18 protein-coding genes are annotated in these 15450 nt (G+C 42.8%); 15 read left to right on the forward strand and 3 right to left on the reverse strand.

Going from position 1 to position 15450, the window contains the following annotated elements; translation table 11 throughout:
- Positions 1-21: 21 nt before the first annotated feature.
- The 3 genes from DKW60_RS16675 to DKW60_RS16685 all read left to right on the forward strand — a co-directional run bounded on the left by DKW60_RS16675 (position 22) and on the right by DKW60_RS16685 (position 2494).
- Positions 22-621: an SCO family protein gene (locus tag DKW60_RS16675; RefSeq protein ID WP_109838799.1), complete on the forward strand. Its 600-nt coding sequence runs from the start codon at positions 22-24 to the stop codon at positions 619-621.
- Between the two features lie 219 nt (positions 622-840).
- Positions 841-1725, forward strand: a complete 885-nt coding sequence (locus DKW60_RS16680; RefSeq protein WP_109838800.1) for a DUF1287 domain-containing protein — start codon at positions 841-843, stop codon at positions 1723-1725.
- Between the two features lie 310 nt (positions 1726-2035).
- Positions 2036-2494, forward strand: a complete 459-nt coding sequence (locus tag DKW60_RS16685; RefSeq protein ID WP_109838801.1) for a copper chaperone PCu(A)C — start codon at positions 2036-2038, stop codon at positions 2492-2494.
- Positions 2495-3022: 528 nt separating this feature from the next.
- On the opposite strand, the gene DKW60_RS16690 is transcribed toward DKW60_RS16685, so the two are convergent.
- Complete coding sequence (locus tag DKW60_RS16690) at positions 3023-3439, reverse strand: MerR family transcriptional regulator (RefSeq protein WP_109838802.1); 417 nt, start codon at positions 3437-3439, stop codon at positions 3023-3025.
- 69 nt (positions 3440-3508) lie between these two features.
- Between DKW60_RS16690 and DKW60_RS16695 the strand changes: the two genes are divergently transcribed.
- The 11 genes from DKW60_RS16695 (at position 3509) to lnt (ending at position 12154) form a co-directional block, all read left to right on the forward strand.
- Positions 3509-4141, forward strand: coding sequence for a cation efflux transmembrane domain-containing protein (locus DKW60_RS16695; RefSeq protein WP_109838803.1), 633 nt, complete (start codon positions 3509-3511; stop codon positions 4139-4141).
- Positions 4134-4568 carry a disulfide bond formation protein B gene (locus tag DKW60_RS16700; RefSeq protein ID WP_219988798.1) on the forward strand — a complete coding sequence of 145 codons (435 nt, stop codon included), beginning with the start codon at positions 4134-4136 and terminating at the stop codon, positions 4566-4568. The genes DKW60_RS16695 and DKW60_RS16700 overlap by 8 nt, the downstream gene beginning before the upstream one ends.
- Positions 4565-5263: a DsbA family protein gene (locus DKW60_RS16705; RefSeq protein WP_109838804.1), complete on the forward strand. Its 699-nt coding sequence runs from the start codon at positions 4565-4567 to the stop codon at positions 5261-5263. The genes DKW60_RS16700 and DKW60_RS16705 overlap by 4 nt, the downstream gene beginning before the upstream one ends.
- Positions 5264-5278: 15 nt before the next feature.
- Positions 5279-5836 (forward strand): methyltransferase family protein, encoded by a 558-nt coding sequence (locus tag DKW60_RS16710; protein ID WP_109838805.1) that lies wholly within the window; start codon positions 5279-5281, stop codon positions 5834-5836.
- 77 nt (positions 5837-5913) lie between these two features.
- Positions 5914-6414 (forward strand): signal peptidase II, encoded by a 501-nt coding sequence (gene lspA, locus DKW60_RS16715; protein ID WP_109838806.1) that lies wholly within the window; start codon positions 5914-5916, stop codon positions 6412-6414.
- A 137-nt stretch (positions 6415-6551) separates the two neighbouring features.
- A complete protein-coding gene (locus tag DKW60_RS16720) occupies positions 6552-7145 on the forward strand; it encodes a HupE/UreJ family protein (protein WP_109838807.1) in 594 nt (197 codons plus the stop codon).
- Positions 7142-7744, forward strand: a complete 603-nt coding sequence (locus DKW60_RS16725) for a hypothetical protein (protein ID WP_109838808.1) — start codon at positions 7142-7144, stop codon at positions 7742-7744. The genes DKW60_RS16720 and DKW60_RS16725 overlap by 4 nt, the downstream gene beginning before the upstream one ends.
- Before the next feature lie 19 nt (positions 7745-7763).
- Positions 7764-8378, forward strand: a complete 615-nt coding sequence (locus tag DKW60_RS16730) for a DUF1007 family protein (protein ID WP_181389754.1) — start codon at positions 7764-7766, stop codon at positions 8376-8378.
- Between the two features lie 132 nt (positions 8379-8510).
- A complete protein-coding gene (locus tag DKW60_RS16735) occupies positions 8511-8894 on the forward strand; it encodes a DUF3703 domain-containing protein (RefSeq protein ID WP_109838810.1) in 384 nt (127 codons plus the stop codon).
- Positions 8895-9013: 119 nt separating this feature from the next.
- Positions 9014-10525 (forward strand): M23 family metallopeptidase, encoded by a 1512-nt coding sequence (locus DKW60_RS16740; RefSeq protein WP_109838811.1) that lies wholly within the window; start codon positions 9014-9016, stop codon positions 10523-10525.
- 81 nt (positions 10526-10606) lie between these two features.
- A complete protein-coding gene (gene lnt / locus DKW60_RS16745; RefSeq protein ID WP_109838812.1) occupies positions 10607-12154 on the forward strand; it encodes an apolipoprotein N-acyltransferase in 1548 nt (515 codons plus the stop codon).
- A 3-nt stretch (positions 12155-12157) separates the two neighbouring features.
- On the opposite strand, the gene DKW60_RS16750 is transcribed toward lnt, so the two are convergent.
- Together DKW60_RS16750 and DKW60_RS16755 are read right to left on the reverse strand one after the other, a co-directional pair.
- The gene (locus DKW60_RS16750; protein WP_109838813.1) at positions 12158-14404 is read right to left on the reverse strand and encodes a heavy metal translocating P-type ATPase; all 2247 of its coding nucleotides are present in this window, start codon (positions 14402-14404) and stop codon (positions 12158-12160) included.
- The gene (locus DKW60_RS16755) at positions 14394-14822 is read right to left on the reverse strand and encodes a MerR family transcriptional regulator (protein ID WP_181389755.1); all 429 of its coding nucleotides are present in this window, start codon (positions 14820-14822) and stop codon (positions 14394-14396) included. Before DKW60_RS16755 ends, DKW60_RS16750 begins: the two co-directional genes overlap by 11 nt.
- Before the next feature lie 207 nt (positions 14823-15029).
- On the opposite strand from DKW60_RS16755, the gene DKW60_RS16760 reads away from it, so the two are divergent.
- Positions 15030-15419 carry a hypothetical protein gene (locus DKW60_RS16760; RefSeq protein WP_109838814.1) on the forward strand — a complete coding sequence of 130 codons (390 nt, stop codon included), beginning with the start codon at positions 15030-15032 and terminating at the stop codon, positions 15417-15419.
- Positions 15420-15450 lie beyond the last annotated feature (31 nt).

Here is a 15450-nt window from a genome sequence, read left to right on the forward strand (position 1 = left end):
TAATATTTTACGAGTATCCTCATGAATAAATTACCCCATATCATCTCGATCATCGCCTTTATTGGCGGATTGGTTTTTGCTCAGCAATACTTCAGCAAGCACAAGCTGCCAGCTGGAAAACAAACCCCCATTGCTGGCAAAGAGTTTGGCGGCGAATTCACACTTCAACGCGAAGGTGGTAAACCCGTATCATTAAGTGATTTTAAAGATAATGTCGTGGTGCTGTATTTTGGTTTTGCATCTTGCCCCGATGTCTGCCCGACCTCACTTGCAATTATTGGTTCGGCGATGAAAAGTTTATCCGCAGAAGAAGTTGCTGATGTGAAAGGGCTTTTTATCAGTCTGGACCCAGAGCGTGATACTGATGAGAATCTCAAGCAGTACGCTGAATATTTTCATGAAAACTTCAGTGGAATAACAGGAACGCTTGAACAAGTCGAAAGAGTAGCCAGACGCTATGGAACTTACTTTATTAAGGTTGCAGGTAGCTCCGAATCAAGTTACACAATTGATCACACTTCGGCAACGTTCATTATAGGTAGAGACGGTAAATTTGTGGTTTCAAAAGCGCATGGTACACCAGCCGAAGAAATCACAGAAGCTATCCGAAGTGCCTTGTAATCGATGAAAGCAATAAGCCTCCAAGACCTAAGGAGCTGATTAATTCAGCGCACGATAAGTCAGATCTGATTATAGTTGACACATAATCGGTGATGCTTGTGATAACCATAAATCTAACCACTCATTTCACTCTGAATAACCGAACACAATAATCTAGGTGTGGGCATGAGGAACCAAGGGTAGCGAAAAGGGGAACCTGAAAAATCGCTAAGGAAATAAATGAAAATATTAATAAGTTTTAATAACGTTACAATCTCTGTCGTTGCCATTCTTGTTCTAGCTGTTTATTCAGCAAAATCAGCGCATGCTTCCCCTGTAAGCAGCTTGACTAGCTTTGCGAATCAAACCGCTTATTTTTCACCAACACAACCAACGATTGGCAATGTAAGCTACCAACAACCTAGTGCTGAAAGAGCCTCACTTGAGAGACTGATTCAAAATCTTGACCTTGATAATTCCTTTGGATATGCCCTCTCAAGCGCAGCGATTGAACGCACCACGCAAGGCGTTCGATACGATGGGAAATATATTAAAATTGCTTATCCTTGGGGGGATGTACCCGCATCTATTGGTGTGTGTACCGATGTTGTAATTCGTTCGTATCGTAGCTTAGGAATTGATCTGCAATCTGAAGTCTATAATGATATTAGTAAGGACTTTTATGCCTACCCTAGCTTCGCTGAGTGGGGGCTGAAACAGCCCGATCCAAACATCGATCATCGCCGTGTTTATAATTTGCAGGCGTTTTTTACACGTCATAAGGCTGAGTTGCCGCGCTCACTAGACCCACTTGATTATAAACCGGGTGATTTAGTAACTTGGATGGTAGGTCCAAATTTTCCGCATATTGGTGTTGTAGTAAATATACCCTCAGCATCTGATCCAAATCGTTTTATGATTTCCCATAACATCGGTGAGGGTCCTAAAATTGAAGACATTTTATTCCGATTCCCGATAACAGGGCACTATCGTTATACACCTGAGCATCGTAAAGTAAACCCAGCACTATATTTTGCTAAAACACCTCCTCCTGAAAAGAGAAGGTATCGGGAAATGAGCGATGAGGAGCTCGTCCTCGCAAGTCAATACCTTGAAGGATTGTAAGCCTTCCTCTACTGCTTTTACTCTTTGACAGACCAATAATTAAAGTTAAACCGGACTTTTTTATTGGCCAAGGAATGCCTCAATGATCTTTAACCTTTATCGGTAGTTATTCATGCTATGAATTTGAGGTGTTTTTAACGAATTTACATACCACAAACGGTATAACAAAAAACAGTATGATCACAAACAGAGTTGTGGCACCGAGCACCGGCTGTTGAGTAGATATCAAAAAATGTTGAAAACGAGTGTCAATTACATGGCGCTAGCAAGTTGGTAGAATCGCTTCGAAATTTAAACTTAGGAAACAACAATGAAATACTACTTAACGTGTCTATTTTTCGTGCTTCTGAACAATACTGTATTAGCAGAGCCCTATAAGGTTGGAGATTTAATCGTAGACTCGCCATACGCCCGAAGTACCCCCCCTTTAGCATCTGTCGGCGGCGGTTTTATGACAATTATTAATAATGGTTCAGAAGATGATACCCTCATATCGGGAGAGACCACATTTTCAGAAGCATTTGAAATACATGAGGTGTCAATGGCTGATGGGGTGATGAAAATGGCTGAATTGGACGGGGGTCTACTTGTTCCAGCAGGGGAAACAGTAGAGCTTAAGCCAGGTTCCTACCACCTGATGTTTGTTACGTTAACTGAGCAGCTAAAGCCTGAAGAACGTCGTAAAGCAACTTTAGTGTTTAAGAAAGCGGGCGAAGTAGAAGTTGAATTTGTAGTGAGGGATATTTTGAAAATGAATCATTCAGAATAATAAAAAAGAACGGATCTATGTCTGAGACACTCTTGTCCCGCTAACTACTATATAAAATGCCTGACTCGCAACGTCTTTTGATAAAATGGGTTATCTACAAGTTATTTAAAATAAGAATCAAGTTATTTTTAATACAATTTAATCAAAAACTAGAAAGTTATCCCAAGCCATGACTTTGAACAACTACTCTAAGCGAAAGCGCTAATCCCCCCTTATCGTGGAAAAGTAGTACTATGTTTGGGATGCGCTTCTTGCCTGGATGCCTGTCATACTTCATTAGCGATAATAGGCTCCGCAATTAAGAGTTTATCTCCATCAGAAATCAAGGATGTTCAAGGTATTTTTGTGCGACCCTGAACGAGGTAATGGCGAGAAATGCGCTTAGCTATTTAATGGATCATACCTCTACCACATTTACCATAGGTAAGGATGCAGAATTTGTTGGGTCTCAGCCTCATGGCTCAACTGCTACAGAAGTTACCAAAGCAATTCGTAAAGCCTTATAAGCAAGCGTGTATACGGTTCTAGTCAATGGTCTTTTTCGCATAATTCATGATCTGCCAAAGCTGCTAACACATAGCAGCTTTGGCTCGTTCCCTCCCCGCTACACCCCTTAACAATCCTCGCTAACTCTTTCTCCAATGAACGCAACTGTTTAATTCTTCTTCGTACATCTAATAGCTGTTCATTAGCGATATCAGTTGCTTCTTTGCAAGACTTCTCCGGAGACTCTTGTAGCTGAATCAATGACTCAATCGCTTGAATCGTAAACCCCAGATCACGTGCATGCTTAACAAACCGGAGCCTTTCAAGCGCAGCAACATCGTATCGTCGTTGATGACCTTGAGTTCGCTCAGGTTCAGTTAGCACTCCGATCTCTTCGTAATAGCGAATGGTTGTTACTTTCACTCCCGTGTTTTTTGATAATTGCCCTATCGAGTACATTTCTTCTTGAACCTCTAGTTACTGAAGATATTACACTACGACAATTGATCGTTTTTTCAAGGAGTCTTTATGAGCGGTTGTTGTGGAAGTGAGGCAAAGTTCGATGGGATATCGGACGATTACAAAAAGCGCCTCTGGATTGTCATAGCCCTGAATGCTCTCATGTTCTTTGTGGAAGTTTCAGCTGGTTACCTATCAAAATCACAAGCACTTCAGGCTGACGCTTTAGATTTTTTGGGTGATGCAATGACATACGGTTTATCGTTGGCAGTCATCGGGCATTCGATTCGTATGCGCACTAATGTTGCTTTAATCAAAGGCGTTAGTTTATTAATAATGGGCTTATGGGTGCTTGGGTCGACAGTTTATCGCGTTTTTGCCATGGATGTACCCCAAGCTGAGGTCATGGGAATTATCGGCTTTATGGCCTTACTCGTAAACCTGACAAGTGTATTGATTTTAGTTCGATATAAAGACGGTGATGCCAACGTGAGATCGGTTTGGCTTTGCTCACGTAATGACGCCATCGGCAATGTTGCCGTCATGCTGGCAGCAGTGGGCGTATGGGGCACAGCTAGTGGCTGGCCAGACTTAATCGTTGCAGCCATAATGGCTGGATTGTTTTTGTCATCATCAGTACAAATTATTAAGCAAGCGTTGCAGGAGCGCGCTCATCTTACAGGAGACAAGCAACATGGATAAACAAGTCATGACTTGGCAATACCGTTTACTGACTTTAGCGTGGGTGATTTCTCTATGCGCCACATTAGGAGCACTCTTTATTGGCGAAGTCATGGGACAAACGCCATGCACATTGTGTTGGTATCAACGTATTGCGATGTTTCCCCTCGCGCTTATATTAGGAATTGCCTGCATTAACGCAGATTTTCAAATTTGGAAATACGCACTACCACTAGCACTAATTGGCGCCCTGATCGCCTTATGGCACAGCATGTTATATGCAGGGATCATCCCTGAACCGATTGTTCCTTGCAGCCGCTCAGGCCCATCATGCACTGACGAAAACATGTTGTTATTAGGCATTATACCGCTGCCTTATATTTCTCTATTAAGCTTTGCCAGCTTATCGGCTTTATTTATCACTATTGCACGAGGAAAAAATTCATGAAACCAAGCTATGTTGTTGCAGGTATCTCTGTTGTTGCCATTCTAATATTCGCTGGAGGGTACCTTGTTTACAAGCCTCAACAAGCGGCTGATAGTAATCTGAAAAATGTCAATGCCACATCAGAACCACAAACAAGTAGTCCGAGTGAAAGTGAAAGTAATAACGGCACTGCATTGATTCGACCGTATTCTCCAATTATTGGACCAGAGGATGCGCCAGTTACGATTGTGGAGTTTTTTGATCCCGGATGTGAAGCGTGTCGCGCGTTTTACCCCATTGTTAAAGAGGTTTTGGCAAACAATCCCGATAAGGTGCGGTTAGTGCTTCGCTATGCTGCTTTTCATGATGGTTCAGACACCGTCGTTAAAATGTTGGAAAGCGCAAGAAGACAAGACAAGTTTATTCCTGTGTTAGAGGCTTTATTAGAAGCCCAACCGCAGTGGGCAAGCCATCACCGAGCACAGCTTGAATTTGCATGGCAGGCCGCTGAGAGTGCTGGTTTGGATCGGTCACTTGCTGAGCAACAAATGAAAGACCCTGCGATGGCGGCAATACTCAAACAAGAGGCTGACGACGTTGAAGCGGTTAAGGTTAATCAAACCCCAACCTTTTTTGTCAATGGCATGCCTTTAATGGACTTTAGTGCCCGAGGCTTGGAAGAGATGGTTAGCGCACGTGTTGGAGATAGTCAATAAACAGGAGAAGTTAGAGTGGTGTTGTTAAGCATTACTTTGTTGATAGCAGGATTGGCAATATCAGGGATAACCCTAATTGCCATCGTGCTCTCAATAGCAAATCCAGAAAAACGGCTTTGGCCACCTCATCACTACACACGTATCACACCAATGATAGTTTGGATTCCAACATTCACTCTTGCCTTGATATTAATCTGTTTAGGCATTTTAGGATGGGGGACACTTCCCTTGCCGACATGGTTGCGCTATGGCATTGGTATCCCAGTTATTGTGCTCAGTAATGCCGCGGTTTGGTACGAGGCTCTTCAATTTGGTATGGCTCAAACAGGTGGGGCAAAAGGAACCCTCCGAACAACAGGCTTCTACCGTTATTCCAGAAATCCACAGTATGTGGCCGACAGTATGATGGTTGCTGGGTGGTCTATCCTATCTGCGGCCCCTTTAACGATGGTCCTGGGAGCCTTAGCTATTATCGTACTGATCGCTGCTCCATTTGCAGAAGAGCCTTGGCTTCGCCAACAGTATGGCACTGACTATGAGAGGTATTTTCTTAAAGTAAGACGTTTTTTTTGATAATAGATGCTTGATTATGAAGGAAATAAAGATGATGCGATTTTCTAAAAATATTGTTTACGGTGAGGGTAGTTCTTATGCTTAAGTGGGTTTGGGTTTCCATCGTTACGGTCATGCTTGATCAACTAAGTAAGTGGGTAGCGGTAGCAAACCTTGAACAAGGCATCCCGCAGGCGGTGATGCCACACTTAAACTGGACGCTTGCATACAACTACGGTGCTGCATTTAGCTTTCTTGGTGATCAGGAAGGCTGGCAGCGATGGTTCTTTGTTGTTATTTCCTTTGTAGTAAGCGCCTACATTTTGTACTGGCTGAGAAAACTAGATCGGAGTGAGCACTGGGCTGCAATTTCGCTTGCTTTAGTGCTTGGTGGTGCTTTAGGTAATGGTATTGACCGATTAATTAGTGGAAGGGTAACCGATTTCATTGATCTTTACGTCAATTTTGATCTTTTCTTCCTATACAACGGCCACTTTGCAACATTCAATTTTGCCGATATAGCGATTACCACCGGTGCTGTACTTCTTGTAATCCTCAGTTTTTTTCCGGACACAGAAGAGGCGCCGCAAACCAGTTAAACAATCAAATACATCACACTTAATACAACAGAAACATGTTTAATGCAGGTGCACACTTATGCAGCATAATTCTAGTAGGGTTAGGAACTTGATGATGTAATATTTTTATTACCAATAGTTACTTATATGGTGTTTTTATGAATGTTTTTATTAAATACATTTGCTTAGCATTACCACTTTTTTTGGTTATCAATAACTCTGTATTTGCTCATACTGGAGAAGGTGTTACAGGTGGGCTGGTAAGTGGTTTTTTACACCCACTTCTTGGCTTAGATCACGTATCAGCTATGGTTGCTGTCGGAATCCTAGGCGCATTTTTAGGTCGTCCGGCTCTTTGGGTATTACCTGTTGTTTTCCCTTTGGTAATGGCGTTTGGAGGGGTACTGGGAATTATGGGCGTACCAATTCCATTTATTGAAACAGGTATTGCAGCTTCCTCTATTGTATTAGGACTCTTAATAGTCTTTGCACTTAAAATGCCATTATGGATAGCCGCTGTATTGGTGGCCGCTTTCGCTATTTTCCATGGTCACGCACACGGTACAGAATTACCTAGCTCTGTCGTCCCATTGGCTTACAGTATTGGCTTTATTGTTTCTACAGGTTTATTGCACCTAGGGGGTATTGCTATTGGGGAACTGATTCGTTGGCCTATTGGTAAAATTATTGCTCGTGCGATGGGTGGCGTTATTGCATTAGCAGGTGTTGGCTTTTTGACAGGTTTACTATGAGGCTGGCTACGCTATTTAGCATTGCCCTAGTTTGCTTATTTTACCCCTTTATTGCATATGCAGCAGGGGTGAATTTTTTCGCAAAAGGTCTGATGCATCCAATAGTAGTACCAACGCAACTGATCTCTGTTTTTGCCTTGGGTTTATTATTAGGTCAACAAGGTTGGAAACATATTCGTATTGTACTGCCAGTATTTTTAGTTGGTATTGGTGCTGCTTTAATTATGACTCGTTACCAGTCGGTAAGCTGGAACCCTGAAATGATTTTACTCCCAGTTGCTGCGGTAACTGGGCTACTATTAACATTGAAGTCTCAATGGCATATGGCACTCACTCTTTTGACTGCACTAGTTGTAGCTTTGGTGATAGGAATGGACTCAAGTGTACCTATGATCCCCGGCTTACAGACGCGTAAAATTTATGCTCATTTGGCAGGAACAGGCATCAGTATTTTTAGTTTACTAGTATTTATTACCTTAATTTCTCACGCACTTCGTAACCTAGTATCTGGCATTATTCTACGTGTTTTGGGTGCTTGGTCAGCTGCTGGAGCAGTTTTGGTTTTAACCTTACTCTTAGCAAATGCTGCTAGAACTTAAAAATGGAGAATATCGTCTTATGCTAAAAAAACAATTCAACAAGCTACTAAGTACTCTAGTGCTCGGTCTATTATTTATTACAAGCATTCAAGCTAATGCCGGAGGCTTTCATTATCAACTTGAGTTAACTGCTCGTTTGGATGCTACGCCAAATGGCCAGCTTGATTCCATTGAAATGAGTTGGATATTTGACCCTCAGCTTTCAATCACACTCATGGATGGTGAAGATCTGTCAGAGGCCAATCGCGCCGAGACACTGCAGCGACGGGCATCGAATGTCCTTAGCAGTTTTGCAGAAATGGGGTATTTTACAAAGGTACTTTTGAATCGAAGTACATTGATGACGCTTGAGGTTGAAGATTATAACTTAGATTATACGGATACTTCTCAGTTGCAGCTGAGCCTGAAACTCCCTTTAGCAAAGCCTGTAAATCTAAATCTGAAAGGGCAGCGGCTACAAATCGTTATCTCAGACCCCACTGCAGCAGGTTTAGCGACTTTCGTAACTACTGATCACCTTTTACTAGGGGAGCTGTTGGCTACTACTTGCAATAAACCCTCATTAGCAAAAGAGCAAGCTGAGTCTGATGATGGCCACATTCTAGTATCTGAAACCATGACGATTGATTGTTAGGCTAAATTAAAGAAAGTTATTTAAGCGAGATGTTGGCCTCACTTAATATAGTAACCTCTGTTCAGTTTGGCAGTACCTAATCTTGGTATTGACAGCCATTTTGATAATAGATAACTGACTATCTGGGAAGCAATGATGACACGATTTTCTAAAACTATTGGTGCTTACGTTGAAAAAGAGTTTGAGGAATCTCTACATTATCGGGAAAAAGGAGACGTTTATAAAGAGTTTGAGTACCTTGAAAACGCACACGTAATCGGCCAGGAATCAACCTTTTACCATGTGTATGTGCATTGGAAAATGCTTCTGTGGGGTATAAGGCAACGAAGTATCAAAGAAGTAATAGGTCAACTATTTCGCATTTTGGGAGCTGCAACCAAAACAGCTATTGGACTGGTTCCTCAAGGCAATACAGGAGGCAGTAATGTCAGCCCATTTCAACGTATGCCTATTCAACCGAGATTGGCTAAGATTATTGATCATGCAAAAAGCCAATCTGGAAACTCATCACTTTAACCGGCCTCTTTACTCATGAATATGCCCCCCACTAGCTATGGTATTTGCTTGACAATTACAATAAATTTGTCATTATGGCTGTCGTTTAATTTCCTGAAGTTTTGAGTAGTAAAACTGGCATGCCATCACGAAATAGTAAAAGCTGGGAGGACGTGCTTTCGCACTATCAGATTGAAAATCAGTCCTCTTTAGCATTAGATTTCACTCAAAACAGTGCTAGCACTGAACCCCACAAAGAAAGTGAGCAGCCTGTATCGCGTTGGTCAACCAAATTGTTACTGTTATTGAGCTGTTCGACTGCTCCCGCGAGCATCACCATACAATCCTACTTTCCCAGCAGTTTAGCTAGTGATTCACAAAACGTCACTTTGATAATGGAAAATAATAGCAATGAAAAATTACCAAAAACATTAACCAGTGGTTCAACGAATCCCACACAAACGATTTATAAACTTAGCCTACCTAATGAAGCTTTAGCTACCTATAGTGGTTATGGCTTAATCAACACAGAAAGTACTTGGGATACTTATAAGGTTGAGCGTTATGACAAGTTGACTGATGTTTTCAGTCAAATAAATTTCCCCGAAGTCCTTCAGAATCTTCAGAAAATTAAACCAATCAACGATGCTTTAGGTGACATCAAGCCGAAGACTATTGTTCGTGTAAAATCTTATAAAGGTAACCTTGAAAGGTTAGTTTTCACGTCTGATTATGAAAAAAGCTTTGAGATAAAACCCACTCAGACAGGTAGCTATGAGGGTGCATGGAGAAGGAATCAGTTTGAGGTTCGTCAGACAAGATCTACTTTCTTTGTAAAGAGTGGGATATTTGCTGATGCTAAGAAAAACGGTATACCGCAGGACATCATGCGTCAACTAATGGCAGTCTTTGACTGGGAAGTTGATTTCTCAAGAGACGTGAAGGCTGGTGATCATGCAACTGTTATATTTGAAAATATTTATCATGAAGGTGATCTAATCTCCAGTTTGGATTTATTGGCTGCTGGTTTTACGAATAGTGGCAATATGTATCGCAGCATTAGACATACCACTGCGCAGGGATTAACCGATTATTTCACCCCCGAAGGCAGGGAAATGAAACGTGCTTTTATTCGTACACCCATTACTCAAGCCCGCGTTTCTTCACATTTTAACCCTAAGCGACGTCACCCAATATTAAAAAAAGTACGTGCTCACACTGGAACTGATTTTGCTGCTCCTCATGGAACCCCTATCATTGCTACTGGCGATGGTAAGGTGGTGCATATAACCAGAAAAGGGGGGTACGGTAAAACAATCATACTCAAGCACCGCGAGGGCTATAGTACTCTGTACTCTCATCTATCTAAGTACAAAAAAGGCTTAAAAAAAGGTCACTTCGTTGCTCAGGGTGACGTAATCGGCTATGTCGGCTCCACGGGGTTAGCAACCGGACCTAACTTACATTATGAATTTCGTAAAAATAATGTCCCCACTAATCCTATTACCGCCAAGCTGCCTAACAGCATGTCGTTAACAAAAAGAGAATTAGAATCATTTAAAAATGACTCAATCAATATGAGATTACAACTGGGTGTATTGCACCGCCTAACGATGGAAAGGTTAGATAGCAACAGTGATATAGGTGGTTAACACCCCAGTATAAAACCATCGCCAAGTAGTATTATCTAAACACTTGTTTCCACAACGTTAACAGACATTATCGGTATTATTATGAACAGCTTTCTCCAGAAGCATGTGTATCTATGTGCTTTGATTGCTGGCACAGGCATAGTGTTTTCCCTCTCCCCTTTTGACTTTTTTCCCATCGCCTATATTTCACTCGCCGTTCTTTTTTATTTACTCTCACACTGTAACCATCGATCCCGTGCAATCAAGCTGGGTTGGACTTTCGGCGTAGGTTTGTTTGGTGCGGGCACTTCTTGGGTATTCCAAAGTGTCTATGAGTTTGCTCAGGCGCCCCTGATACTTGCTATTTGCTTGACCTCAGTATTCGTGCTTTTACTCGCCTTACAGATAGCATTATTTAGTGTAGTGGTGTCTATTTTCCGAAACTGTTCCACTATCATTAAGTTTTTAATCGTATATCCAGCTGCTTGGGTATTGATCGAATGGGTGCGAGGTTGGCTGTTCACCGGGTTTCCTTGGTTGTACGTAGGTTACTCGCAAATAGATACTTGGTTCGCCAATTTTGCTCCGGTCGGCGGGGTCTTGATAGTTAGCTGGGTAACAGCAATTATTTCCGGCTCATTAGTCGTTTTATTTGCTACCAGCAACGCTAACTCTAGCCCCCAACGAAACAGAACAATAGCAGCTACCACTGTTGTTGTACTGATAGCTACGGCATGGTCTTTATCAATGAAAAATTGGGTGGTACCTCAGGGTGAACCTCTAAAAATAAGCTTGATTCAGGCGAATATTGAACAAGATAAGAAGTGGTTACCAGAAAATCGCGTTCCCTCAGTTGAACGTTATATGGCCATGACTAGAGCTCATTGGAATAGTGACTTGATTGTTTGGCCAGAGACAGCCATCCCTGGCACCTTTGCAGAATTCAATGACCTTGTCGTCACCCCAATGCGGCAGGAGGCTCTTGGTAACCAAACAAACCTCTTAATTGGTGGGTTTAGTCAAACAACATCTGGGCAAGTAAAGAATACCGCTATGATTCTGGGGAACGAATCGGGAGAAGTAGATTCCTATTCGAAACGCCATCTTGTTCCACTGGGTGAGTATATTCCTTTATTAGAATACCTTCGGTGGCTGGATAAGTGGGTCAAAATTCCTTTCAATAATTTGGCTAAAGGTGATGGAGACGGGCTACTAACTATTGGAGAGCATCAAGCCCAGGTAAGCATTTGTTATGAAGATGCATTTGGTGAGGAGATAATTGAAGATTTACCTGAAGCGGATTACCTAGTAAATCTCACCAATGATGGTTGGTTTAGCCATTCTTTACAGCCTTATCAACATATGCAAATTGCTCGTTTTCGTGCACTAGAATCTGGTCGGTATTTACTGAGGGCAACCAATACAGGAGTATCGGGAATTATCAACCAGTACGGCAAAGTGGTGTACACCATACCCGCTTATGAGCAAGGGGTAGTGAAAGGTACGATCTCCGCTCTATCTGGAACTACGCCATATGTAAAATACGGGAACTATCTTGTGGTGATATCGGCTTCTTTATTGCTGATATTTCTATTGATGAGAAAATCATATTTTCAAACAAGGCATAAAGACTTTGAACTCATGTCTTGATCACTATTTTATATCCAGCAACATTAATCGGTTAGCATTCATGACAACGGTTACCGAGGATAAAGCCATTGCTGCACCAGCGATCATTGGATTTAATAAAATGCCAGTGAACGGATATAAAAGCCCAGCAGCTACCGGAATTCCCAGAGAGTTATAGATAAATGCGCCAAATAAATTTTGCCTGATATTCCGTGTGGTTGCTTTAGAGATACCAATAGCCTTCTTCACCCCACTAAACGAGGAGCCAATCAGTGTGATATCTGAAGCAGCAATTGCCACATCCGTTCCGGCACCGATAGCTACTCCAACATCGGCCAATGCCAAGGCTGGTGCATCGTTGATACCATCACCAACCATAGCGACTTTATGGCCAGATTCCTGCAAGCCAGCAATCACTTCTGACTTTCCTGCTGGTAATACTTCGGCATAAACCTTCTTAATTCCAACTTGCTGAGCAATATGCTCCGCGACTTGCTGACGATCACCCGTTAGCATAATGACTTCCAGGCCTTGCTGCTGTAAGGCCCGAATACAGGTCTTTGCATCTTCTTTTATAGCATCAGCAACACCAAATAAGGCGTGAATAGAATGCTCATCCGCTAAAAATACAGGAGTTTGTCCATGCTGATCTAGCTCGCTCAATGCAGACTCCCAGCTCTCAAGTGATAAGCCTATCTGTGCCATCATTCGGGTATTACCTAAATACCAAGTACTGCCTTCCAGTTCAGCTTGCACACCGTGACCAGCGATAGCCTCAAATCCACTACAGGCCAACTCTTTCAACCCTCTTTCTGATGATGCTTCACGAATAGCCAACCCTAAGGGGTGCTCTGAGCCTTGCTCCAAACTAGCGGCGATTTGCAAGCAACGGTTTTCAGTAGTCGTGTCCGCGGCATGGGTCACATTTAAAGTGGATTTGCCTTGGGTAATGGTGCCTGTTTTGTCCAACACGATGATATCCACATCAGCAATGCTCTGTAACGATTCACCATTACGTACCAAAATACCGGACTGTGCAGCTTTTCCGACACCTGTAATAATTGAGATGGGAGTCGCCAACCCTAAGGCACAAGGACAAGCAATCACTAATACAGTCATTGCCGTCACAACGGCATAACTCAAGCTTGGCTCTGGCCCAAGCCAATACCATAGGACAAAGGTAAAAAGTGCGATCACGACTACGACAGGCACAAAGACCGAAGCCACTTTGTCTACGAGTCGGGCGATAGGAGGTTTAGAGCTTTGTGCCTGACGAATCATCTCAATAATTTGCGCCAATACGGTGTCGGCACCAATATGACCCACTTGCATCAAAAAGCTACCTGAACCATTCAATGTGCCTCCTGTAACCGAATCGCCTTCACTTTTTTCAATCGAGACAGACTCCCCTGTCAGCATGGACTCATCTACTCGCGATTGCCCTTCCAGGATTATTCCATCCAATGGTATCGTCTCACCACTGCGTACTCTCAAGGTTTCTTCCAACCCCACTTCTTCCAGAGAAATTTCTAGCTCTTGTCCATTGCGAATAACGTGTGCAGTTGGAGGTTGCCTGTTCATTAAGCTTTTAATGGCTTCAGACGTTCGGCTTCGGGCTCGCATCTCCAAGGCATGGCCAAAGCTAACCAATGCAATAATTATAAGCGCTGCTTCAAAGTATGCATGACGGGCAAGCGATGGCAGAGTGTCAGGAATCAAGACAACTAACATAGAGTAGAACCATGCCGTTCCAGTCCCTAAAGAAATTAGAGTGTCCATGTTGCTACTGCCGCGCTTTAATTGTTGCCAAGCTCCGCGATAAAAATGCCCGCCGGAATAAATAAGTACTATAAACGTGATGACTCCAACGAATAGCCAAAACCATCGCCCGGAGCCATCCACGTCAGGCAAGATATCCAGAACCATGCCGCAAAGAAACAGTAAAGCACCTGGAATACCTGCAACCCAAACCCGTTTCCACAACTGCTTAGCCTGTGCTTGCTCATGCGCTTCTTTCTCATCTTCCGCTGCCCTACCCTGCATGACAGCAGCATTAAATCCTACCTTCTGCACAGCTTGTTTTAGTAAACCTGCATTAACTTCACCCTGAACCATTGCCGTGCGTTCAGCCAAGTTCACACTAGCCTGCGTAACCCCTGGAACAGACGCCAAAGCTGTTTCAACCGCACTAACACAGCCTGCGCATGTCATTCCAGTGATAGATAAACGAGTTGACGGAGTATCTATAATTTTCTCTGCCTTAAAATCCATTACTACCTCCGGTTTCACTCATTGATTCAATCAAGTGACAAATACTGTGGCCATCAGGCGTACCATCAGGCATTGCTTCCCATTTAACGACCGCCCTCTCCATCCTTTGCTGTAATTGCTGCAATTCCTCGATACGACGACGATTCTCCAAAATATGTTGCTGAATAATTTCTCGAACGTCCGTGCACGGTGACTCCCCCATTTGAGCGTTTTCCAGAATTTGGCGGATTTCATTTAGGGTGAATCCCAGCATCTTGGCGGTTCTTATGAACCGTAATCGGGATACTTCTGTTGAAGAAAATAAGCTATAACTATTTTCGGGCTGCTTATTGGGGACTAACAAGCCTTCACGAACGTAATAACGCACGGTATGTGCGCTAACTCCAGTCTTCTTAGCTATCTCGCCGACGGTCAGCATAAGTCGCCTCTATCGTTAAATTCAGTATCAACAGTCTACAACCTTAGAGTTACTCACAGGTCAAACTACTTTTTTGAAATGATGGATACGAGAGCTTTCTTGGTGATTGATGATGATTATTTATCCATCGCTAGTCTGAATAATTATTAACTCCGTCTGCTCTGATAATTGTTGACAGAGCATATTTTTTTACTCAGTATGTGCCGCATGATACGTCAATTACTTATTTTTCTATTGCTGATCTCCTTCAATGCGAACGCCATTGCAGGGTCAGTCATGATGCTCAACATGTCTTCAATGACATCGGGCATGATGGATAATAAGTCTGAAATGACAAGTCACCCTATGTCTGAAAGTAAATCTCAAACGTTCATGTCAGACATGCCGATGAATCACTGCGAACCCCAAAAATCAGCAGACTCCAATTGTGGAGACGATAACGACTGCGGATTTTGTATGGTGCATTGTAGTGCTGCGCTCATCAGCGATATCGAAGTACTTGGTGATACTTCTCAGTTTAGCTTTAAACCGAGATACCAGGTGGAAGATATAATCAGCAAACAGTCCCGCCTGCTAAGACCGCCCAAACTCACCTGAATCCCCTCTGGCACATCACGTTTATCTAATC

Origin of the sequence: Leucothrix pacifica, from assembly GCF_003172875.1 — a bacterium.
Classification (GTDB): Bacteria; Pseudomonadota; Gammaproteobacteria; order Thiotrichales; family Thiotrichaceae; genus Leucothrix; species Leucothrix pacifica.